General features: G+C 71.2%; 16 protein-coding genes. 11 read left to right on the top strand and 5 right to left on the bottom strand.

The annotated features are described in order from the left end of the window. Positions 1 to 103: 103 nt before the first annotated feature. The 8 genes from MTQ01_RS15585 (at position 104) to MTQ01_RS15550 (ending at position 10,586) form a co-directional block, all read left to right on the top strand. The gene (locus MTQ01_RS15585; RefSeq protein WP_247490838.1) at positions 104 to 838 is read left to right on the top strand and encodes a spermidine synthase; all 735 of its coding nucleotides are present in this window, start codon (positions 104 to 106) and stop codon (positions 836 to 838) included. Positions 839 to 917: 79 nt separating this feature from the next. After that, on the top strand, positions 918 to 1,679 hold the full coding sequence (locus MTQ01_RS15580; RefSeq protein WP_247490836.1) for a response regulator transcription factor: 762 nt from the start codon (positions 918 to 920) through the stop codon (positions 1,677 to 1,679). A 64-nt stretch (positions 1,680 to 1,743) separates the two neighbouring features. Continuing rightward, positions 1,744 to 2,799 carry an ATP-binding protein gene (locus MTQ01_RS15575; RefSeq protein ID WP_247491281.1) on the top strand — a complete coding sequence of 352 codons (1,056 nt, stop codon included), beginning with the start codon at positions 1,744 to 1,746 and terminating at the stop codon, positions 2,797 to 2,799. A gap of 375 nt (positions 2,800 to 3,174) precedes the next feature. Beyond that, positions 3,175 to 7,026 (top strand): multifunctional oxoglutarate decarboxylase/oxoglutarate dehydrogenase thiamine pyrophosphate-binding subunit/dihydrolipoyllysine-residue succinyltransferase subunit, encoded by a 3,852-nt coding sequence (locus MTQ01_RS15570; protein WP_247490834.1) that lies wholly within the window; start codon positions 3,175 to 3,177, stop codon positions 7,024 to 7,026. Between the two features lie 393 nt (positions 7,027 to 7,419). Next, positions 7,420 to 7,602, top strand: a complete 183-nt coding sequence (locus MTQ01_RS15565; protein ID WP_247490832.1) for a DUF6104 family protein — start codon at positions 7,420 to 7,422, stop codon at positions 7,600 to 7,602. 145 nt (positions 7,603 to 7,747) lie between these two features. Beyond that, positions 7,748 to 8,431 (top strand): (d)CMP kinase, encoded by a 684-nt coding sequence (locus MTQ01_RS15560; RefSeq protein WP_247490830.1) that lies wholly within the window; start codon positions 7,748 to 7,750, stop codon positions 8,429 to 8,431. Positions 8,432 to 8,590: 159 nt separating this feature from the next. Then, the gene (locus MTQ01_RS15555) at positions 8,591 to 9,457 is read left to right on the top strand and encodes a DUF4097 family beta strand repeat-containing protein (RefSeq protein WP_247490828.1); all 867 of its coding nucleotides are present in this window, start codon (positions 8,591 to 8,593) and stop codon (positions 9,455 to 9,457) included. Position 9,458: 1 nt separating this feature from the next. Then, positions 9,459 to 10,586, top strand: coding sequence for a PadR family transcriptional regulator (locus MTQ01_RS15550; protein ID WP_247490826.1), 1,128 nt, complete (start codon positions 9,459 to 9,461; stop codon positions 10,584 to 10,586). Between the two features lie 144 nt (positions 10,587 to 10,730). Here MTQ01_RS15550 and MTQ01_RS15545 read toward each other — a convergent pair whose 3' ends face one another. The 5 genes from MTQ01_RS15545 to MTQ01_RS15525 form a co-directional block, all read right to left on the bottom strand. Next, positions 10,731 to 11,264, bottom strand: coding sequence for a GNAT family N-acetyltransferase (locus MTQ01_RS15545; RefSeq protein WP_247490824.1), 534 nt, complete (start codon positions 11,262 to 11,264; stop codon positions 10,731 to 10,733). 148 nt (positions 11,265 to 11,412) lie between these two features. After that, entirely contained in the window at positions 11,413 to 12,375 is a 963-nt protein-coding gene (locus tag MTQ01_RS15540) for a zinc-binding dehydrogenase (RefSeq protein WP_247490822.1), read from the bottom strand. A gap of 475 nt (positions 12,376 to 12,850) precedes the next feature. Next, complete coding sequence (locus tag MTQ01_RS15535) at positions 12,851 to 13,651, bottom strand: amino acid ABC transporter ATP-binding protein (RefSeq protein ID WP_282613723.1); 801 nt, start codon at positions 13,649 to 13,651, stop codon at positions 12,851 to 12,853. Beyond that, positions 13,648 to 14,661, bottom strand: coding sequence for an amino acid ABC transporter permease (locus MTQ01_RS15530; protein WP_374207757.1), 1,014 nt, complete (start codon positions 14,659 to 14,661; stop codon positions 13,648 to 13,650). The genes MTQ01_RS15535 and MTQ01_RS15530 overlap by 4 nt, the downstream gene beginning before the upstream one ends. Before the next feature lie 36 nt (positions 14,662 to 14,697). Beyond that, positions 14,698 to 15,636 carry an ABC transporter substrate-binding protein gene (locus tag MTQ01_RS15525; protein ID WP_247490820.1) on the bottom strand — a complete coding sequence of 313 codons (939 nt, stop codon included), beginning with the start codon at positions 15,634 to 15,636 and terminating at the stop codon, positions 14,698 to 14,700. 563 nt (positions 15,637 to 16,199) lie between these two features. On the opposite strand from MTQ01_RS15525, the gene MTQ01_RS15520 reads away from it, so the two are divergent. From MTQ01_RS15520 to MTQ01_RS15510, 3 genes are all read left to right on the top strand, one after another. After that, positions 16,200 to 17,396 carry an NADP-dependent malic enzyme gene (locus tag MTQ01_RS15520; RefSeq protein WP_247490818.1) on the top strand — a complete coding sequence of 399 codons (1,197 nt, stop codon included), beginning with the start codon at positions 16,200 to 16,202 and terminating at the stop codon, positions 17,394 to 17,396. Between the two features lie 220 nt (positions 17,397 to 17,616). Beyond that, on the top strand, positions 17,617 to 20,643 hold the full coding sequence (locus tag MTQ01_RS15515; RefSeq protein ID WP_247490816.1) for an AAA family ATPase: 3,027 nt from the start codon (positions 17,617 to 17,619) through the stop codon (positions 20,641 to 20,643). Between the two features lie 480 nt (positions 20,644 to 21,123). Beyond that, the gene (locus MTQ01_RS15510) at positions 21,124 to 22,341 is read left to right on the top strand and encodes a S8 family peptidase (protein ID WP_247490814.1); all 1,218 of its coding nucleotides are present in this window, start codon (positions 21,124 to 21,126) and stop codon (positions 22,339 to 22,341) included. The last annotated feature ends 117 nt before the right edge of the window (positions 22,342 to 22,458 follow it).

The following is a 22,458-nucleotide window of genomic DNA, read 5'->3' as shown; positions in this document are numbered from 1 at the left end:
CCCGACAGCACGTGAATGTTCCGTACCGATTCAATCACGCCGACCCGGCTCGACGTCAGGGCAGTGCACGGCACTCGCGCAGCGATTGCCGCAGGATGTACGGATGTCGCTTCTTCCGCCTGCCGGCCCGGGGCCGGAGTGTGCAGCCGCCGAGCCCGAGATCCTCGACCGACGCCAGGGACCGTACGGAGAGGTGGTGCTGCGGCGGCATGGCGGCCGGTTCCAGATCATCGCCAACGGCTGCTTCCTGATGGACACCTCCGACGGCCGTTCCGAGCGCCTGCTGGTGCGCGCGGCCCACGCCGAGCTGTTCCGCGACGGCCCGCCGGCCCGCGCCCCCAGAGTGCTGATCGGCGGCCTGGGGGTCGGGTTCTCGCTGATCGAGGCCGCCGACGAGCCGAGTTGGGGCCGCATCTCGGTCGTCGAACGCGAGGAGGCGGTCATCGACTGGCACCGCTCGGGCCCGCTCGGCGGGCTGACCGCGCGGGCGCTGGCCGATCCGCGCACCGAACTCCTGCACGCCGATCTGCTCGACCAGCTGAGCGGACGGGCCCGACCGCTGCCGGACGGCGGTTACGACGCGCTCTGCCTCGACATCGACAACGGACCGGACTGGACCGTCACCGAGGGCAACGGCTCGCTCTACTCCCCCGCCGGGCTGGCCGCCTGCGCAGCCGCCCTGGCACCGGGCGGTGTACTGGCGGTCTGGTCCGCCCGCCCCTCGTCGAACTTCGAGGAAGCTATGCGGAATTCCGGATTCAGCGGGGTTCGCACCGAAGAGGTCGCCGTCGTCCGAGGCGTCCCCGACGCCGTACACCTCGCAGTCAAACCCGCGTAGATCCTGCGTAGCCGCCGTACCGGCCCGCCCCTTACTCTGCTGCCCTGATACTTCACGTGACAGGCACAGGGCGGGGCGTATGGAGCACACGGACACGGCGCAGACCCAGGGCGGGGACACCACGGTGACCCCGGGCGCACAACGCCGCGTTCTGGTGGTGGAGGACGATCCCACGATCGTCGAGGCGATCGCCGCCAGAATGCGCGCCGAGGGCTTCGCCGTGCAGACCGCGGCGGACGGCCCCGCCGCGGTGGAGGCCGCCGAGAGCTGGCAGCCCGACCTGCTGGTGCTGGACGTCATGCTGCCGGGCTTCGACGGCCTGGAGGTGTGCCGCCGGGTGCAGGCCCAACGTCCGCTTCCGGTCCTGATGTTGACCGCGCGCGACGACGAGACGGACATGCTGGTCGGCCTCGGGGTCGGCGCGGACGACTACATGACCAAGCCGTTCTCGATGCGGGAGCTGGTGGCCCGCGTCCATGTGCTGCTGCGCCGCGTCGAGCGCGCCGCGATAGCCGTGACCTCGCCGCGGGCGGGCACGCTGCGCTTCGGCGAGCTGGAGATCGACCACGCACAGCGCAGGGTGCGGGTGGACGGCGAGGACGTGCATCTGACGCCGACCGAGTTCGACCTGCTGGTGTGCCTGGCGCACACACCGCGCGCGGTGCTCTCCCGGGAGCAGTTGCTGGCCGAGGTCTGGGACTGGGCGGACGCCTCCGGCACCCGTACCGTCGACAGCCACATCAAGGCGCTGCGCCGCAAGATCGGCGCGGAGCGGATACGCACCGTGCACGGGGTCGGCTACGCCTTGGAGACCCCCGCTCCGGCTGCCGACGGTGCCTGAGGGCTTCGGCCCGCGCACCGATCAGGAACGGGAGGAGGCGCGCGGACGGCTCGGCCGGTTCGCGCTGCTCACCCGGCTCTGGGAGGCGCTGCGCCCCTTCGACCCGCTGCGCTCGGTCAAGGCGGGGCTGGCGAGCATGGTGGTCGTCTCCGTCTCGCTCACCACCTTCCTGAGCTTTGTCGCCTTCCACGCGGCGATCGAGCTCCAGGTCATCGTGATCCTCGCGGTGATCGCCTCGCTGCTGGTGACGCAGTTCGTCGGGCACGGCCTGGTGAGCCCGCTCAACGAGCTGACCGACGCCGCCCGCGCGATGGCCCGGGGCGACTACGCGCGGCGGGTCCGCTTCGACCGCAGGGACGAACTGGGCGAGCTGGGCGCCACGTTCAACCGGATGGCCGCCGATCTGGAGTCGGTCGACCGGCACCGCAAGGAGCTGGTCGCGAACGTCTCGCACGAGCTGCGCACCCCCATCGCGGCCCTGCGCGCGGTGCTGGAGAACGTCGTGGACGGCGTCTCGGACGCTGATCCGGAGACCATGCGCACCGCACTGCGCCAGACCGAGCGGCTGAGCGGACTGGTCGAACACCTGCTGGACCTCTCGCGGCTGGACAACGGTGTCGTACCCCTGCGGATACGCCGCTTCGAGGTCTGGCCCTATCTGTCGAACGTGCTCGGCGAGGCCAACTCGGCGAAGGGGCCCGCGCATTCCCGTACCGATGTCCACCTCCATCTGGACGTGCACCCGCCCGATCTCACCGCCCACGCGGATGTGGAACGCCTGCACCACGTGGTCGCCAATCTGGTCGACAACGCGGTCAAGCACAGCCCGCCGCACGGCCGGGTCACGCTGCGGGCGCGAGGCACCGGGCCGGCGCAGGGACTTGAGCTGGAAGTGATCGACGAGGGTCCGGGCATTCCCGAGTGCGACCGCGACCGGGTCTTCGAGCGCTTCGGCCGGGCGGCGATCGCCTCGCACGGCAAGGACGGCGGTACGGGGCTCGGCCTGGCCATCGCCCGCTGGGCGGTCGATCTGCACGGCGGCCGGGTGCGGGTGGCGGAATCACCGACGGGCTGCCGGATGCTCGTCACCCTGCCCGGCCCGTCCCGGCCCGCGGACTGAGCCGGCGCAGCACCCGCTCACGCGCGGCCGGAGCCCGTTCCGACCCCGCTCCGTCGTCCTCGACGGGGGTGGGCGTCGGCCCGAGTGACGCACGGCATAGAGTCGAACCGGACGGAACCTTTCCGCCCCCGCTACGCGTCAGTAGGGGGACGGACAGGGGGAAGGCTCGCGCAAAGATGCGCCCGAGCCTCGGCTCCGTGTTCCCTGACAAGGCAAAACAGGTTCAAATTCCCGGCGGCCGCACCGCTGAAACCCACATTTTTGTGTGACGTACGTGACGTGTGGCCCATGCGGACTGCACCGAACCGTCTGGGGGGCGTAGCCTTAATTCCCGCTGTCCATCACCATGTGAAGCGGAAGAGGGCGGTTGCCGCCGTGTCGTCACAGTCCCCGAAGACCTCGAGCATCTCGACCGACCAGGACGGGCAAGGGAAGAGTCCCGCTGCCGCCTTCGGTCCGAACGAGTGGCTCGTCGACGAGATCTACCAGCAGTACCTCCAGGACCCGAACTCAGTAGACCGGGCATGGTGGGACTTCTTCGCCGACTACAAGCCGGGGAAGACGGACGGGGAGCCCCCGCAGCCAGCCGCCGACGCGGCTGAGCCGGCACCCGCTCCGACTCCCACCACACCGTCCGGTTCGACGGGCACGGCCGGAACGGAGGCCGCGCCCGCCAAGTCGGCGCCCGCCAAGCCGGCCGAGGCGAAGCCCGAGCAGCAGAAGCCGGCCGCCAAGGCCGCGCCGAAGCCCGCCGAGACGAAGCCCGCCGCGAAGTCGCAGCCCGCGAAGGGCGACGGCGGCAAGAGCGCGGACAAGGCGGGCCGGGCCGACCAGGACGCCCCCGCGGGCCCCGAGTTGGTCACCCTCCGCGGCCCCGGTGCCGCCGTGGCGAAGAACATGAACGCCTCGCTCGAGCTGCCGACCGCCACCTCGGTCCGCGCCGTGCCGGTGAAGCTGCTCTTCGACAACCGCATCGTCATCAACAACCACCTCAAGCGCGCCCGTGGCGGGAAGGTCTCCTTCACCCACCTCCTGGGCTACGCGATGGTGCAGGCGATGAAGGCCATGCCGTCGATGAACCACTCCTTCGCGGAGAAGGACGGCAAGCCGACCCTGGTCAAGCCCGAGCACGTCAACCTGGGCCTGGCGATCGACCTGGTGAAGCCGAACGGCGACCGCCAGCTCGTCGTCGCCGGCATCAAGAAGGCCGAGACGCTCAGCTTCTTCGAGTTCTGGCAGGCGTACGAGGACATCGTCCGGCGCGCTCGCGCCAACAAGCTGACGATGGACGACTTCACCGGCGTCACCTGCTCGCTGACCAACCCCGGCGGCATCGGCACCGTGCACTCGGTGCCGCGGCTGATGCCCGGCCAGTCGGCGATCATCGGTGTCGGCGCGATGGAGTACCCCGCCGAGTTCCAGGGCACCTCTCAGGACACCCTGAACAAGCTGGGCATCTCCAAGGTCATGACGCTGACCAGCACCTACGACCACCGGGTCATCCAGGGTGCGCAGTCCGGCGAGTTCCTGCGGATCATGCACCAGCTGCTGCTCGGCGAGAACAACTTCTACGACGAGATCTTCGAAGCGCTTCGGATCCCGTACGAGCCGGTCCGCTGGAACCAGGACATCGACGTCAGCCACGACGACGAGGTCACCAAGGCCGCCCGTGTCTTCGACCTGATCCACTCCTACCGGGTGCGCGGCCACGTCATGGCCGACACCGACCCGCTGGAGTACAAGCAGCGCAAGCACCCCGACCTGGACATCGCCTCGCACGGGCTCACCCTGTGGGACCTGGAGCGGGAGTTCGCCGTCGGCGGTTTCGCCGGCAAGTCGATGCTCAAGCTGCGCGACATCCTCGGTGTGCTCCGCGACTCGTACTGCCGCACCACCGGTATCGAGTACATGCACATCCAGGATCCCAAGCAGCGCAAGTGGATCCAGGACCGCGTCGAGCGTCCGCACTCCAAGCCCGAGCGCGAGGAGCAGCTGCGCATCCTGCGCCGGCTCAACTCCGCCGAGGCGTTCGAGACCTTCCTGCAGACCAAGTACGTGGGTCAGAAGCGGTTCTCGCTGGAGGGCAGCGAGTCCGTCATCCCGCTGCTGGACGCGGTGATCGACTCGGCGGCCGAGTCCCGGCTGGACGAGGCCGTCATCGGCATGGCCCACCGCGGCCGGCTGAACGTGCTGGCGAACATCGTCGGCAAGTCCTACGCCCAGATCTTCCGCGAGTTCGAGGGCAACCTCGACCCGAAGTCGATGCACGGCTCCGGCGACGTGAAGTACCACCTGGGCGCCGAGGGCACCTTCACCGGTCTCAACGGCGAGCAGATCACCGTCTCGCTGACCGCCAACCCCTCGCACCTCGAGGCGGTCGACCCGGTCGTCGAGGGCGTCGCCCGCGCCAAGCAGGACATCATCGGCAAGGGCGGTACGGACTTCACGGTCCTGCCGATCCAGCTCCACGGTGACGCGGCCTTCGCCGGCCAGGGCGTGGTGGCCGAGACGCTCAACATGTCGCAGCTGCGCGGCTACCGCTGCGGCGGCACCGTGCACATCGTCATCAACAACCAGGTCGGGTTCACGGCCGCGCCGGAGGCGGCGCGCTCGTCGATGTACTGCACCGACGTGGCCCGGATGATCGAAGCGCCGATCTTCCACGTCAACGGCGACGACCCCGAGGCAGTCGCCCGGGTGGCACGGCTGGCCTTCGAGTTCCGGCAGGCGTTCAACAAGGACGTCGTCATCGACCTCGTCTGCTACCGCCGCCGCGGCCACAACGAGACGGACAACCCGTACTTCACGCAGCCGCAGATGTACACGCTGATCGACAAGAAGCGCTCGGTGCGCAAGCTCTACACCGAGTCCCTGATCGGTCGCGGCGACATCACCATGGAGGAGGCCGAGCAGGCGCTCCAAGACTTCCAGGGGCAGCTGGAGAAGGTCTTCACCGAGGTTCGGGAGGCGGACGTGTCCTCCTCCCCGACCGAAGTGCCGGCCCCGCAGGCGGAGTTCCCGGTGCCGCTGGAGACCGCGGTGAGCGCCGAGGTCGTCAAGCGGATCGCCGAGTCCCAGGTCAACATCCCCGACCGCGTCGCCGTGCACCCGCGTCTGCGCCCGCAGCTGCAGCGGCGGATGGCGATGGTCGAGGACGGCACGATCGACTGGGGCATGGGCGAGACGCTCGCCATCGGCTCGCTGCTGATGGAGGGCACCCCCGTACGCCTGTCCGGCCAGGACTCGCGGCGCGGCACCTTCGGCCAGCGGCACGCGGTCATCCTCGACCAGAACACCGGGGACGACTACACGCCGCTGCTCTACCTCTCCGACGACCAGGCCCGCTACAACGTCTACGACTCGCTGCTGAGCGAGTACGCGGCGATGGGCTTCGAGTACGGCTACTCGCTCGCCAGGCCCGAGGCGCTGGTGATGTGGGAGGCGCAGTTCGGCGACTTCGTCAACGGCGCGCAGACCGTGGTGGACGAGTTCATCTCCTCCGCCGAGCAGAAGTGGAACCAGACCTCCGGCGTCACGCTGCTGCTGCCGCACGGCTACGAGGGCCAGGGTCCGGACCACAGCTCGGCGCGGATCGAGCGCTTCCTCCAGGTGTGCGCCCAGGACAACATGACGGTCGCCAACCCCTCGCTCCCGTCGAACTACTTCCACCTGCTGCGCTGGCAGGTGCACAACCCGCACCACAAGCCGCTGGTCGTCTTCACCCCGAAGTCGATGCTGCGTCTGAAGGCGGCGGCCTCCAAGACGGAGGAGTTCCTGACGGGCGGCTTCCGGCCGATCATCGGCGACACGATGGTCGAGCGCGGCGAGGTCAGCGCCAACGACATCCGCAAGGTCGTCTTCTGCTCCGGCAAGGTCTACTACGACCTGGAGGCGGAGCGGGCCAAGCGGGGTCTGACCGACACCGCGCTGGTGCGCATCGAGCGGCTGTACCCGCTGCCGGGCCACGAGCTCCAGGAGGAGCTGGCCAAGTACGGCAAGGCGCAGAAGTACGTGTGGGCCCAGGAGGAGCCGGCGAACCAGGGTGCCTGGCCGTTCATCGCGCTCAACCTGATCGACCACCTCGACCTGGTGCTGGGTGCGGCGCCGGACAACGCGGACCGGCTGCGCCGGGTGTCGCGCCCGTCCAGCTCCTCGCCCGCGGTCGGTTCGGCCAAGCGCCACCAGGCCGAGCAGCAGGCGCTGGTCGAAGAGGTCTTCGACCTCTGAGCAGTGAAGTGCGGTGAGCGAGCGCGCCGTTGAGCGCGCACACCGCCTGCAGACGAGTGGCCCGGGCCGGGATCTTCGGCCCGGGCCACTCGTTCGTGTGGTCCCGCGAACGCGGGGCGGCGGGGTGCGGCGGTCGGGCCGTGCCGAGAAGCGGGTCGAGAAGCGGGTCGAGAAGCGGTCGGGAGGCGGGTCGGGTCCGTCCGTGCTGCGCGGTGCGGTCGTCTCGTGGACGCTCTCCCGCGATGCGGGTCCGCGGAGCCGTGGAGGGCGGACCACCCGTAGGTGTGGGGGTCGGCGCTCGTACGGGGGCACGGTCCGGGAGAATCCTCCCGGTGCGGCCCTCACGGGCCGCGGGCAGTTGCCGAGAATTCGTCACAACCACCGGAGCACGTCTTGTACTTCACCGATCGCGGCATCGAGGAGCTGGAGAGCCGGCGAGGCGAGGACGAGGTCAGCCTCGGCTGGCTCGCCGAGCAGTTGCGGACCTTCGTCGACCTCAACCCCGACTTCGAGGTGCCCGTCGAACGGCTCGCCACCTGGCTGGCCCGCCTGGACGACGAGGACGACGACGAGTAGCGGCCTCTGCCCGAGCCGGCGTCCGGTCGTCCGGTCGTCCGCCCGACGCCGACGCCCGGCGCCCGGCGCCCGAACCGCACACTGCACACGCGCGGGCGGTCGTCGTAGACCTCGGGCACCACTCCGGAGAGAACGGTGGGTTTGCGTGCGTGAGCTGCGAGTGGTGCTGATCGGCGGGACGTCGAACGTGGGCAAGTCGACCGTCGCCCAACTGGTGGCGGAGACGCTCGGGTTCGAGTGTCTGAGCACCGATGCGCTGGCCCGGCACCCCGGGCGGCCCTGGCGGACCGTGGACCGGGAGGTGCCGGCGCACGTCGCGGAGCACTACGCCTCGCTGTCGGTGGACGAACTGATCACTTCCGTGTGCGCCCACTACGACCGGCTCCGGCCCCGTGTCGAGGAGCTGATCACGGCCCGCGCCGCCGACGACCGCGGCGGCGCGGGGCTCGTACTGGAGGGTTCGGCGCTCTGGCCCACCCACATCGCCGGACTGCGGACTCCGCACACGGCAGCCGTGTGGCTGACCGCCGACGCCTCCCTGATCCGCGCCCGCATTCACGCCGCGGGCCACTACGAAACAGCAACGGGTGGGGAACGCGAGCTGATGGACAAGTTCCTGGCCCGCAGCGAGCGCTACCAGGCGCTGCTGACCGATGCCCTCGGCGGGCCGGGCCCGGCACTCATCGACGCGGGCGGCGGGAGGTCGGCCGCGGAAGCGGGCAGCGGCCGATCCGCCGCGGAACTGGCCGCCGCGGTGCTCGCGGCCGTCGACGCGCAGACCCCGCAGACCCTGCAGACCCCGCAGCGGCGGCCGTCCACCGACCGGTGACCTCCGCACCGCGGAAACCGCCCCTTGACGCTCGCGATACGCGATGTATCGTGTTTTTCACGAGACGCGATATGTTGCGTTCTCGTGTGGCCCGGTTCTCGGCGTGTCCGCCGCCGGCCCCAACTCCTCGCGTCACAAGCCCAGTCAGGGAGGCCGCAAGTGCCCGACCGGTCAGAGTGGTCCGTCAGCGAACCACAGAAGCTCACGATCCCGCCGCCCGTGCGGCGGGCTCGGATCCGGGTCGTCGGCGGCACGGTGAACGTCGTCGGCAGCGAGAGCATCACCGAGGCCAGCCTCGAGGTCACCTCGATCGAGGGCGAGCCGCTGCGGGTGAGCGTCGAGGACGGCACCCTCACGGTCACCCACGCCGATCTGCCCTGGCAGGGCTTTCTGAAGCTGCTGGAGCCGAAGAACTGGCAGCGCCATGTCGTGCTCACGCTCGCGGTGCCGGCCGACTGCGAGCTGAAGCTCGGCCAGGTGACGGGTCGCGCGGTGGTCTCCGGAATCACCGCCGGCACCGAGGTGCGTGCGGTCAGCGCCGACACCACTCTGGTGCGGCTCGGCGGCGAAGTGCGCACCGACACCGTCTCCGGCGATGTGGAGACACAGCAGCTGTCCGGCCCGCTGCGCTTCCACTCCGTCTCCGGCGCGCTCACCGCCGTGGAGAGCGGCGGCAGCGTCCGGGCCGAGGCGGTGGACAGCAATCTCGTGCTCGATCTGGCGAAGGTCGGTGCCGATTCGGACTTGCGGCTGACCAACGTCTCGGGCGCCATCTCGGTGCGCCTGCCCGACCAGCCGGACCTCGCCGTCGACGCCAGCACCGCGAGCGGCACCGTCCGGTCGGCGTTCGGCGAGTTGGCGGTCGCCTCCGAGTGGGCCGGCCGCCGCATCAGCGGGAAGCTCGGCAGCGGAAGCGGCAGGTTGCAGGCCAAGAGCGTCTCCGGCTCCGTCACCCTGCTCCGACGTCCGCCGGCCGAGCCGGCCCACGCAGCCCAGGACCACGCGACTCCCGGTAAGGACCTCTGACATGCCCCCAGTCTTTGCCCACGGCCGACTGCGCCTCTACCTGCTCAAGCTCCTCGACGAGACGCCCCGCCACGGCTACGAGCTGATCCGGCTGCTGGAGGAGCGTTTCCAGGGTCTCTACGCGCCCTCCGCGGGCACCGTCTATCCGCGGCTGGCCAAGCTGGAGGCCGAGGGGCTGATCGAGCACGTCACCGAGGGCGGCCGGAAGGTCTACAGCATCACCACCGCGGGGCTGGCCGAGCTGGCCGACCGCCAGGGCGAGTTGGCCGATCTGGAGCTGGAGATCCACGAGTCGCTGACCGCGCTCGCCGAGGAGATACGCGAGGACGTCCGGGACAGCGCGAGCGAGCTGCGCCGCGAGGTGTTCGAGGCGACGCGGAACGTCGCCGCGCCGCAGGCGGGCGCCTCCGTCGGCAGCGGTGCGACGGAGGACACCGGCGCTCGCTCCTCCTGGCCCGACCAGGAGAGCTGGCAGCGGGCCAAGGACGAACTGATGCAGGCCAAGCGCGAGTTGCAGCGGCAGGCGCGGCGCGCGCGGGACGAGAGCCGCCGTGCGCGGCAGCAGGCAAAGGCCGCCGAGGAGGAGGCCGACCGCGCCCACCGCAAGGCGCGGCAGGAGGCCCACCAGGAGGCCCGGGAGGCCGCCGAGGAGGAGGTCAGGCGGATCGCCCGGACCGTGCAGGACCAGGTCCAGGAGCGCGCGAAGACCGGCGACTGGCAGGGGGCGGTGCGCGAGGGCATGGCCGAACTCGCCAAGGAGATGGGCACCTTGGGCCGCATAACCGGCCAGGCCACCGCATGGCCGCCGTTCGGCGCCGGCTGGAGCAGCAAGACCTACCGGGGCCGGTCGGACGGCGCTTCGTCGGACGAGGGTGCCCCCGGGGAGACAGCAGCCGATGCGGACAGCTCGGCCGCCGCTGAGGCACCGCAGCCGGAGTGGGCCACGGAGCCGCTTCGGGAGGACGAGGAGCCGGCCCGCGCGCTGGAGCGGCTGCTCGACCGTTTCCGGGACGATGTCCGGGACGCCTCTCGGGATCATGGGGTCACCCGGGATCAGCTGCACGAGATCCGTCGCGAGCTGTCCGGCGCGGCGGTGCGCATCGGAAGCGTGCTGCGCCCGAAGGACTGAGCGCCTACCGCAGACCGGAGGGGTGCCGCACCGAGTCGGCGCGGCACCCCTCCGCTGCTCCCGCCCGAGGCGCCGTTGTCGGCCCCGCGGTGCACCGGTCCCGATGCACCGGTCCCGCCTGCCGGTTCCGCCCTGGACGCGGGATCAGACGAGGTGCTTGGCGAACCAGTGGTCGGCGTACGGGCCCTCGTTGAACGCGGGCACCTCGGCGTAGCCGTGCCGCGCGTAGAGCGCCCGCGCCTCCACGAGGTCCTTGCGGGTGTCCATCCGCAGCAGATGCACACCCAGGCCGCGGGCGGCCTCCTCAGCTGCGGCCAGCAGCGCCGCGCCGCCACCACTCCCCCGGCGCTCCGGACGTACGAACAGCCGGGTCAGTTCGGCGACTTGCGGCTCGTACGGCAGCGCTGTTCCCCGCCCTGGCCGGGACGCGTCCCGGTCGGGGCGTTCGATGAGGCGCACGCCGACACAGCCACCGACCGTCCCTCCGTGCTCGGCGAGCAGGAAGAGCCCGCTGGGCGGGGTCAGATCGCCACTGGGTTCGTCGGCCATCGCGGCGTCCACGGACTCCGGGGTGGCAGGACGGTCGAAGTAGCGCGAGACCAACTCGGCGTAGTAGGCGCGGAGTTCGCCCTGTGCCGCCTGCGAGTCGATGTCGGCCGCTGTCACTTTCCAGGTCATGCGGCCATTCTCCGCAGCCGTGCAACCGGTTTCGTTGCCGCGCTCGCGTTCCGTTCAGCGCGTCGGAGCGCACTGCGCGCGGCCCCGAACACCACGAAGCCCTTCGCCACTTGGCGTCACGGCGTCACGGCGTCACGGCGTCACGGCGTCACGGCGTCAGGACCAGTTTGCCGAGGAGTTCGCCGGCGGCCATCTTCGCCAGACCGTCGCGCGCACGCGCCAGCGGCAGCACGGAGTCGATGACGGGCCGCACCCCGCTGGTGGCACAGAAGTCGAGCAGATCGGCCAGCTCCTCCCTGGTGCCCATGGTCGAGCCGAGCACGTTCAACTGCTGGAAGAAGATCCGGTTCAGCTCGGCGTTCTTCGGATCGGGCCCGGTGGTGGCGCCTGCGACGACGAGGGTGCCGCCGGGCCTGAGCGACTTCACCGAGTGCGACCAGGTGGCGGCGCCGACCGTCTCCAGCACGACGTCGACCCGGCGCGGCAGCCGTGTGCCGGTCTCAAAGGCGTCCTCCGCGCCCAACTCCCGTGCCCGCGCCCGTTTGGCCTCGTCGCGGCTGGTGGCGAAGACCCGTACACCCGCGGCCGATCCGAGCACGATCGCCGCGGTGGCGACTCCGCCGCCCGCCCCCTGGACGAGCACGCTCTGGCCGGGGCGCACCCTCGCGCGGCCGAAGAGCATCCGGTACGCGGTGAGCCAGGCGGTGGGCAGACAGGCCGCCTCCTCGAACGAGATCCCGGACGGCTTGGGCAGCACGTTCCACTGCGGTACGGCGACTCGTTCGGCGAAGGTGCCCTGGTACTTCTCGGTGAGGATCGTGGGGGTCTCGCGGGCGTCCACACCGTGGCCGGTCTGCCCGACGACTCCGTGGACGACGACCTCGTTGCCGTCGGCGTCCACTCCTGCGGCGTCGCAGCCCAGGATCATCGGCAACTGTTCGTCGCCGAGGCCGACGCCGCGCAGGGACCAGAGGTCGTGGTGGTTGATCGAGGCGGCCCGCACGTCGATGACGGTCCAGCCCGGCGGCACGTCGGGTTCCGGGCGCTCACCGAGCTCCAGCCCGTTCAGAGGTGCGTCGCGATCGGTTCCGGTGGCATAGGCAGCGAACATGAACCCAAGCTACCCACGGGTAGTACGAAGCGTCACACCACTCGCCGGTGCGCCCAGGACGTCAGCCGCCCGACGGCCCCGGCCGACGGCCGACGCGTACCGAGGGGCGGACGGCACGTGCCCGCCGCTGCGGCCGGCACGCTCGCGCCCGGACGCCCACGTGCTCGTCTGCCGGGCGCCGTCCCGCAGTTCCCGCCGTCCCGCCGTCCCGCAGTCCCCGCCGTCGCGCCGTCGCGCCGCAGGCAACGCGCGACGGCGGGGTGGCGGCCCGTTGAAGGCCGCCACCCCGCCGAAGTGCCGTCGCCGGCCGCGTCGCCGCCGGCCGCTTCGTGAAGTCCGACGGCCCGCCGAGGGACCCGCGTCCTCGTCGAGCGAGTCCCGCGAGTCCCGTCGACCGGCGCCGCCCCGTGAGGGGCCGCGAGGTCCGCGGGCCCGCCGACACCGCCCACGGGCCGCGCCGCCGGTGCGCCGCTGTTCAGAGCACCTTGGAGAGGAAGCCCTGGGTGCGTTCGTGCTGCGGGTTGTTCAGGACGTCGCGCGGGTGGCCGGCTTCGACCACGACGCCGTCGTCCATGAAGACGAGCGCGTCACCGACCTCGCGGGCGAAGCCCATCTCGTGGGTGACGACGATCATCGTCATTCCGGACTCCGCCAGGTCGCGCATCACGTCGAGCACCTCGCCGACGAGCTCCGGGTCGAGCGCCGAGGTGGGCTCGTCGAAGAGCATCAGCTTCGGCTCCATCGCCAGTGCCCTGGCGATGGCGACGCGCTGCTGCTGTCCGCCGGAGAGCTGGGCGGGGTAGTTGTGCTTGCGGTCGCTGAGCCCGACGCGCTCGAGCAGCTTCTCGGCGCGCTCGCGCGCCGCGGCCTTGGACTCACCCTTGACCTGGACCGGGGCCTCCATGACGTTCCCGAGGGCCGTCATGTGCGGGAAGAGGTTGAAGCGCTGGAACACCATGCCGATGTCCTTGCGCTGCGCCGCGACCTCGCTGTCCTTCAGCTCGTAGAGCTTGTCGCCCTTCTCGCGGTAGCCGACGAGGCGGCCGTCGACCGAGAGCCGGCCGGCGTTGATCTTCTCCAGGTGGTTGATGCACCGCAGAAAGGTCGACTTGCCGGAGCCGGACGGGCCGACGAGGCAGAAGACCTCCTGCGGCGCCACCTCCAGATCGATGCCCTTGAGCACCTCGACGGGGCCGAAGGACTTGTGCACGGCCTCGGCTTTCACCATCGGCTGCACGGACTGCTTGCCGGACTGCTCGGCAGGACGGGCGGTCATACGGTGGTGCCTCCCACCTTGCTCGGAGTACGGAACGAGGTCAGCTGCGCCTTGATCCGCTGGATCGGCGTCGGCGGCAGCTCACGGTCGGAGCCGCGCGCGAAGTGCCGCTCCAGATAGAACTGGCCGATGCTGAACACGGTGGTCAGCACGAGGTACCAGATCGTCACCACCATCAGCATCTCGACGCTCGCCAGGTTGCGGGCACCGATGTCCACGCTGGCCTTGAAGAGCTCGTTGAACCCGATCGCGTACGCGAGCGACGAGGTCTTGAGCATGTTGATGAACTCGTTGCCCGTTGGCGGGATGATCACGCGCATCGCCTGCGGGAGCACGATGCGGCGCGTGGTCTTCGCCGAGCTCATGCCGAGCGCGTGCGCGGCCTCGGTCTGGCCCTGGTCGACCGACTGGATGCCGGCCCGGCTGATCTCCGCCATGTACGCGGCCTCGTTGAGCGCGAGGCCCAGTAGAGCGGCGACGAACGGCGTGATGACGTCGTTCATCTCGTCCTTGTAGATCGGACCGAGGTCGAGATAGGTGAAGACGAGCGCCAGGTTGAACCAGAGGAAGAGCTGGACCAGCACCGGAGTGCCGCGGAAGAACCAGATGTAGCCCCAGGCGACGGCGCTGAGCACCGGGTTCTTCGAGAGCCGCATGACGGCGAGCAGCATGCCGAGGACGACGCCGATGACCATCGCCAGCACGGTGAGCTTCAGCGTCTCCCAGGCGCCCCGTACGACGGTGCCGTCGGACAGGTAGTCGCCGACGACGCCCCAGTTGATCTTGGCGCCGGCGAACGCGTACAGCAGCGCGGCCAGCAGCCCGAGCACCACCGCGGCGCTGGCCCAGCGCCCGTAGTGGCGCACGGGGATGGCCCTGATCGCCGCCGGCGGGACCCTGTCCCGGGAGGCGGGGCCGGTCGGGGTGCCCGGGCCCTTGCCCATGTCCGGGCCCTTGGTGAGGCCCTTTCCGGTGTCCTTGGGTGCGGACGGTTCAGTCGGTTCGGTCACGAGGGGTTGCCTTAACTGTGGGGCCTTCTCCGGGGACTACTTGCCTGCGTTGACGGTCGCCTTCTCGACGGCGCCGTCCTGCGCGTTCCACTTCTTGAGGACCTTCTCGTACTCACCGTTGTCGATGATCTCCTGCAGCGCCTTCTGGACGGCGTCGCGCAGCTGCTGGTTCTCCTTGTTCACGGCGATGCCGTAGGGGGCGGCGTCGATCTGGTCGCCGGTGACCTCGAAGAGCTTGCCACCGCCGGCGGTCTGCTCGTTGTAGACCGCGACCGGGTAGTCGGTGATCACCGCGTCGGAGCGCTTGGTCTGGAGCTGGGTGATGGTGTCGGTGTCCTTGTCGGCGACGAACGGCTTGATCTTGTCGTCGCACTTCTTGCCCTGCTCCTCCATCAGGCTCTCGTTCGCCGTGCCGCGCTGGGCGGCGACGGAGAGACCGCAGAGGTCCTCCAGCGACTCGACCTTCTTCGGGTTGCCCTTCTGAACAAGGATTGCCGAGCCGGCCTGGAAGTAGTTGACGAAGTCCGCGCCGCCCTTGGCGTCCTTACTGACGCCCTCCTGGCGCTCCTTGGTGTCGGTCATCGCGGACATCACCAGGTCGTAGCGGCCGGAGTTCAGGCCGACGACGAGCTGCGCGAAACTTCCGTTGTTGAACTTCAGCTCGACGCCCAGCTCCTTGCCGAGTGCCTTCGCGATGTCCGGGTCGATACCGGCGATCTTGTTGCCCTCGTCCATGAACTCGATGGGGGCGTAGGCGATGTCGGAGCCGACCTTGATGACGCCGTCGTTCTGGATCTTCTTCGGCAGCTGGTCGAAGAACTTGGCGTCCGACCCCTTGGTCTTGGTGTCGCCGTCGCCGGCGTCGTTGGTCTGGTCGCCACAGGCGCTGAGCAGCAGGGAGGCCGCCACCGCGACGGCTCCGGCGGCGGCGATCCTGCGGCGCCGGGGCATGCGGTGGATCGAGCGTGCGGTCATGCGGGGCCTCCTGCTTGGGGGTGGGGCATAAGAGGGGTGGGACTGCCGGTACACACTTTCGAGTACCGCGACCCTGTGTAGTGCCCGAATCTTGCCATCCGGACACACTCTCCTTGGGGTTCAGCGATATCAAAATCGGATAACGGCGGTCTTCCCGCGATTAACTTCCGCCGCCGATCGATCATTTGTGGATGTCCCACAAAGCCCTGAGACCTTCGTCACGAGCGCCCGATCGGCCCGGGCAGCTTCCTGCCACGCCCGCTTCGGCTCCGGAGCCGCTCCCATCAGCCCGTTTACGGTACGAGCGACGGAGAGCCGCACCGGTCGGCCCGGCCGGTGATCGACGAGAGTCACAACTCACTCGTGCTGAACCCCGGGCATCCGGTAAAAAGGGCAGCTACACCCCTCACCCGGGGACACAGGGCGCGTGTGCGGCGCGCCCGGCGTTCGTCCTCCCCCTGGACGGCGGCCCAACCGCCGAACAGGACACGAACGCAGTGCCCGCCCGCTCCTCAACCTGGCAGCGGTAACCCTCGGTAGATACACGGATAAAGGGGTCAAAAGTGGCAGCGGAGATTGTGAATCCGCAGGGTGAACTGGACGAGGACGCCATCGACCCGGCGTTCGCGCTTCACCGCGGCGGCAAGATGGCAGTGCGTGCGACGGTCCCGGTCAAGGACGCCGACGACCTGTCCCTGGCCTACACGCCCGGTGTCGCCAAGGTGTGCAGCGCCATCGCGGAGGAGCCGGAGCTGGTCTACGACTACACCTGGAAGTCGCAGGTGGTCGCGGTCGTGACCGACGGCAGCGCGGTGCTGGGCCTGGGCGACATCGGCCCGGAGGCGTCCCTGCCGGTGATGGAGGGCAAGGCGATCCTCTTCAAGCAGTTCGGCGGGGTCGACGCCGTGCCGATCGCGCTGGACACCAAGGACACGGACGAGATCGTCGACACCGTCGTGCGTCTCGCGCCTTCCTTCGGCGGGGTGAACCTCGAGGACATCTCCGCACCGCGATGCTTCGAGATCGAGCGGCGGCTCCAGGAGAAGCTGGACATCCCGATCTTCCACGACGACCAGCACGGCACCGCCGTCGTCACCCTCGCCGCGCTGCGCAACGCCGCCCGGCTGAGCGGTCGTTCGCTCGGTGAGCTGCGTGCGGTCATCTCCGGTTCGGGAGCGGCCGGGGTGGCGATCGCCAAGATCCTCACCGAGGCGGGCATCGGCGATGTCGCGGTCTGCGACCGCAAGGGCGTGGTCTCCGCGGACCGCACCGATCTCACCGACGTCAAGCGCGAGGTGGCCGGTTTCACCAACAAGGCCGGGCTCTCCGGGTCGTTGGAGTCCGCGCTCGCCGGTGCCGACGTCTTCATCGGCGTCAGCGGCGGCACGGTGCCCGAGGAGGCGGTGGCCCGGCTCGCGCCCGGTGCCTTCGTCTTCGCCATGGCCAACCCCAATCCGGAGATCCACCCGGATGTGGCGCGCAAGTACGCGGCGGTCGTCGCCACCGGGCGCAGCGACTACCCGAACCAGATCAACAACGTCCTCGCCTTCCCGGGCATCTTCGCCGGGGCGCTCCAGGTGCGTGCCTCGCGCATCACCGAGGGCATGAAGCTCGCCGCCGCCGAGGCCCTGGCCGCCGTGGTGGCCGACGAGCTGAGCGCGGAGAAGGTGATCCCCTCGCCGTTCGACGAGCGGGTGGCCCCCGCCGTGACGGCCGCGGTCGCCGCCGCCGCGCGCGCCGAGGGCGTCGCGGCCCGCTGACCGGGTGCGCGGTGGGCGGGACGGACACGGTTCGTCCCGCCCACCGCGCGTTCGCGACTCCCCGCAGGCGCACGCAGAGTCGTCACGGGTGTCCGGGCGGTGATACGGGTCTTGTCCAACGAAGAGCCGCTGGGCAAGACTTCACTCCGGCACGGTGGTGCACAGCCCTGTCCCCATGTCGCAGGGCACATGTCACGGCCCCCACCTGGCCGCTGCCCCCATGTCCTCACTGCTCCCCGGGCACCAGCCCCAGTCGGACCCACAGCCACCCGCCGAGCCGGACACCCGCTCGCACGCACGGCCGCGCCCCTGGCGGGCCGACGCGTCCGCGCCCGGCCCGCGGCCGTCCGAGGCGCCCGTGCTGGCCGGCCGGGCCGGTGAACTGCACGCGCTGCTGGACGCCGTGACGCATCCGCCGTCGGTCGCGCTGGTCGAGGGCGAGGCCGGTATCGGCAAGAGCCGACTGATCCGCGAGGCGCTGGCCCATCCACTCGTACGGGGACGACAGACCGTCGTCGGTCACTGCCATCCGCTGCGCGAGCCCTTCCCCTACGGGCCGGTCTTCGATCTGCTGCGGCATCTCGCCGACGCGCTGCCCGGCGGACTGAGTCCGGTGTGCGGGGCGCTGCGTCCGTATCTGCCCGAGCTGGCCCACCAACTGCCGCCCGCCCCCGAGCCGTTGCCGGACGCCGGCGCGGGAAGGCACCGGCTCTTCCGGGCGGTGCGGGCGCTGCTGGACGCGCTCGGCGAGACGGTGATGGTCGTCGAGGACCTGCACTGGGCCGACGACGGCACCAGGGATCTGCTGCGCTTCCTCGTCGACGATCCGCCCGCGCGGCTCTCGGTGGTGCTCAGCTACCGCCGGGAGGACCTTCCCGGCAGCGGACTGCCGCTGGGCCGCGCCTACCGCCACCCGCCGGGCACCACCAGTGTGCTGATTCCGCTCCGTCCGCTGGACGCGCACGCCGTGCGCAGTCTCGTCGCCTCGATCACCAAGAGCCCGTACGCCTCAACGGAGTTCGCCGCCGAACTGCACCGCCGTACGGCCGGGATCCCGTTCGTGATCGAGGAGGTGGTGCGGACGCTGCCCGCGGACGGCCGGGACGGCCGCAGGCTGGACCGCACGGCGCTGGACTCGCTCGCCGTGCCCACTCTCCTCCAGGAGGCGATCGCCGAGCGGATGGCGGGGCTCTCGGCCGCCGCGACCCGAGTGGTGCACGCCGTCGCCGTGCTCCAACTGCCCGCGCGCGAGGAGTTGATCGCCGCCGTGCTGGATAACGGCACCGGCGGCACGGGCGGTACGGGCGGCGCCGAGGACTCGGCCGGCCCGAACTCCGGCCGGGGCGCCGGGAGTTGTGCGCGTGCGCTGCGCGAGGCGCTGCGTGCCGGTGTGCTCCACGAGTGCGGCGAGGACACCTACGGCTTTCGGCACGCGCTCGCCCAACAGGCCGTCTACCGGCGGCTGCCCGGACCCGACCGCCGCGCCCTGCACCGCAGCGCGATCCGCGCACTGCGCCGCGAGGATCCCAGACCGTACGTCCAACTGGCCCACCACGCACGGCAGTCGGGGGCGCCCGCGCAGTGGCGGCGGTACACCGAGGAGGCTGCGTCGGCGGCCCGGTCCATGGGGGATCTGGCGCTCGCGGTGGAGCTGCTGGAGCAGCTGCTCAGCGACGAGCGGCTGGGCCGGGAGGAGTACGCACGGCTCGCGGTCGAGCTCAGCCGTGACGCGGTGGTCGGGCTGACCCATCGCCGGGTCACCGCGCTGCTGCGCCGCGTCGTCGGTGACTCCCAGCTCCCGGACGGGGTGCGCGGCGAGATCCGGCTCAACCTGGGACTGCTGCTGAACAACCAGGCCGGCCGGTACGAGGAGGGGCGGGTGGACACCGAACTCGCGGTCGAGGAGCTGCGCGAACGGCCGGCACTCGCCGCCCGTGCGATGGCGGCACTGGCGATGCCGATGTGGGGCGACCACCCCCGCCGGGTCTACGAGCGGTGGATCGAACGGGCCGAGGAGCTGGCGGCCGGGCAGCCCGACAGCGCACTGCGCACCGCCGTGCGCGGCAACCACCTGTCGCTGCTGGTGGCCTCCGGCGATCCGCAGGTGTGGCGAGCGGCGGAGGAGCTGCTCGGCTCGCGCGCCGGCGAGCAGGACCGTCTGCAACTCGCCCGCACCTGCGCCAATCTGGCCGACGCCGCCACCTGCACCGGCCACTACGCGGCAGCACACCGCTTCCGCGAGGAGGGCCGCCGGCTCGCCGCGGCCTGCGGGGCGACGTACCTGGAGGGCATCGTCGAGGGCACCGCGCTGCGGATCGACTGGTATACCGGCCACTGGGAGGGCCTGGCCGAACGGGCGCACCGCACCCTGGAGTTGGCGCGCGACGCACCCGGTCTCGCCTCGGACGCGCATCTGGTGCTGGCGTTGCTGGCCTCGGCGGGCGGCGAGTGGGACGAGGCCGCCGACCGGCTGGAGCGCGCGGGGCTGGCCGATCCGGCCAACGCGATGGACCCGGTGCTCACCGCGGGCAGCGGGGCGATGGCGCGGCTGCACCTGGCACGCGGCGAGCCGGCCGCCGCGCGTTCGCTCGCGCTGCGCGCGCTGCGGCGGGCCGGCCGCAAGGGGCTGTGGGCGTGCGCGGGGAACCTGCTGCCGGACGCCCTGGCCGTACTGGTGCGCACCGGCGAGCAGGCACGTGCCGAGGAGGTGCTCGCGGACTTCGCCGAGGGGATCGCCGGCCGCGACGCGCCGTTGGCCGAGGCCGCACTCTCCGCCTGCCGGGGCACCGTCGCCGCGGGCTCCGGCGAACCGGCGGCGGCGGTACGGGAGTTCGAGCGGGCGGCGGCAGCCTACCGGGCTCTTCCGCAGCCGTACTACGCCGCGCGGGCGAAGGAGGCCGCAGTGCGCTGCGCGCTCGCCGCCGGTGCCGCGACACCGCAGACCGCGGGCGAACTGGTGGCGCTCGTCGAGGAGTTCGGCGCGCTCGGCGCCACCAGGGACGCCGCCCGCTGCCGCCGGGTACTGCGCGGTACGGGCGCGACCCTGCCCTCGCGGCGCGGACGACGCGGCTACGGGGACCAACTCTCGCCGCGCGAGCGGGAGGTGGCGCATCTGGTAGCCGCGGGACACACCAACCGCGAGATCGCCGACGTGCTCTTCCTCTCGCCGCGCACCGTGGAGCAGCATGTGGCCAAGGTGCTGCGCAAGCTCGGAGTCCGTTCGCGCGCGGAGGTCCCGCGCGACTGAGCGCGCGGCGGAACGCACGGCCGGGTGCACGACTGAGCGCAGGGCGGAACGCACGGCCGGGTGCGCGGCGCTCGTCCGGCCGCCTCCGCCGCGGTGCACCGCCCCGCCACCGAGCCGCGCCCACCGCCGTACGCCACGGCGGCCCGCGCCACGGCGCGGCGCGGCGCCACGGCGCGGCGCGGCGCCACGGCGCGGCGCGGCGCCACGGCGCGGCGCGGCGCCACGGCGCGGCGCGGCTCGGCAGGGCTCAACCGCCCCGCCCGGTACGGCCGTCGACGCACCGTCTCGACGCGCTGTCGGCGTTCCGTCGACGCGCTGTCGGCGCCCCTGTCGGCGTCCCGTCGGGACGGCGCCGAACGCAGAGCTACGGGTGTCTACGTATCGAATCCCGGATTGTTTCCCGGGCGCTTCGCGTCGAAGGTGTGTCCTCAACCGGCCCGGACAGGTACCGGACCGGTGGACCCCCACAGAGGAGCGAGCATGCGCGCAGGGAAGAGAAAGCTCGGAGTGACCGGTATCGGTGCCGCCGCGGCCCTGGTTCTGTCGCTGGGCGGTGGCGTCGCGATGGCGGGCGCCGCGGAGCCCGGTGCGGCGGAAGGGACCATCCGGGGCGCGGAGGCGCCGGGCGCGGTCGAGGGCCAGTACATCGTCTCGCTGAAGGGTGAGGCGGCTGCCAAGTCCTCGGTGCGCACCGCGGTCAACTCCCAGGCCAAGAGCCTTGTTTCGGTGCACGGCGGCGATGTGGAGCAGGTGTACTCGGCGGCCTTCCGCGGGTTCTCGGTCAGCGCCACCGAGGCGCAGGCCAAGAAGCTCGCGGCCGACCCGAACGTCGCCTATGTGGAGGCCGACGGCGTCGCCAAGATCTCCGGCACGCAGCCCAGCCCGCCCTCCTGGGGCCTGGACCGGGTGGACGGTGCGGCCGACAGCAGCTACACCTACCCCAACGAGGGAGCGGGCGTCACCGCCTACGTCCTGGACACCGGCATCGACATGACCCACCCGGACTTCGGCGGACGCGCCACCAGCGGCTACGACTTCATCGACAACGACGCCGACGCCAGCGACTGCCAGGGCCACGGCACCCACGTCGCCGGCACCGTCGGCGGCGCCTCCTTCGGTGTCGCCAAGGGCGTCAACCTGGTCTCGGTGCGGGTCCTGGACTGCGGCGGATCTGGCCAGTGGTCGCAGGTCATCGCCGGTATCGACTGGGTCGCGCAGAACGCGAGCGGCCCCTCCATCGGCAACATGAGCCTCGGCGGCGGCGCCAACGACTCGGTCGACGCCGCGGTGCAGGGCGCGATCAACGCCGGTGTCCAGATGGCCGTCGCGGCCGGCAACAACAACTCCGACGCCTGCGGTTCGAGCCCGGCACGGGTGCCGGCGGCGGTCACGCTCGGCTCCACCGACCAGGGCGACGGCCGCTCCTCCTTCTCCAACTACGGCACCTGCGTCGACCTGTTCGCGCCCGGCGGCCAGATCAACTCCACCGCCAACGGCGGCGGTTCGCAGATCATGAGCGGTACGTCGATGGCCTCGCCGCACGCGGCGGGCGCGGGTGCGATCTACCTGTCGGCGAACCCCTCCGCCACTCCGCAGCAGGTCGCCGACGCCCTGGTGGGCAACGCCCAGTCCGGTGTGGTCGGCAACCCCGGTGCCGGTTCGCCGAACCTGCTGCTGAACGTCAGCAACCTCGGCTGACTCCCTGACGGGCGGCCCTCGACGGCCATCGAGGGCCGCCCCCACCCGGCGAGCGGTACGGCGCGGTGCGCGCCCGACCGCGCCAACCCCCCCTCTCGCCACCCGCCGTTGAGTCCG

It is taken from the genome of Streptomyces sp. XM4193 (genome assembly GCF_023072595.1).
Taxonomy (GTDB): Bacteria; Actinomycetota; Actinomycetes; order Streptomycetales; family Streptomycetaceae; genus Streptomyces.
The sequence above is the reverse complement of the archived record's forward strand: the minus strand, read 5'-3'. Positions and strand labels throughout refer to the sequence as shown.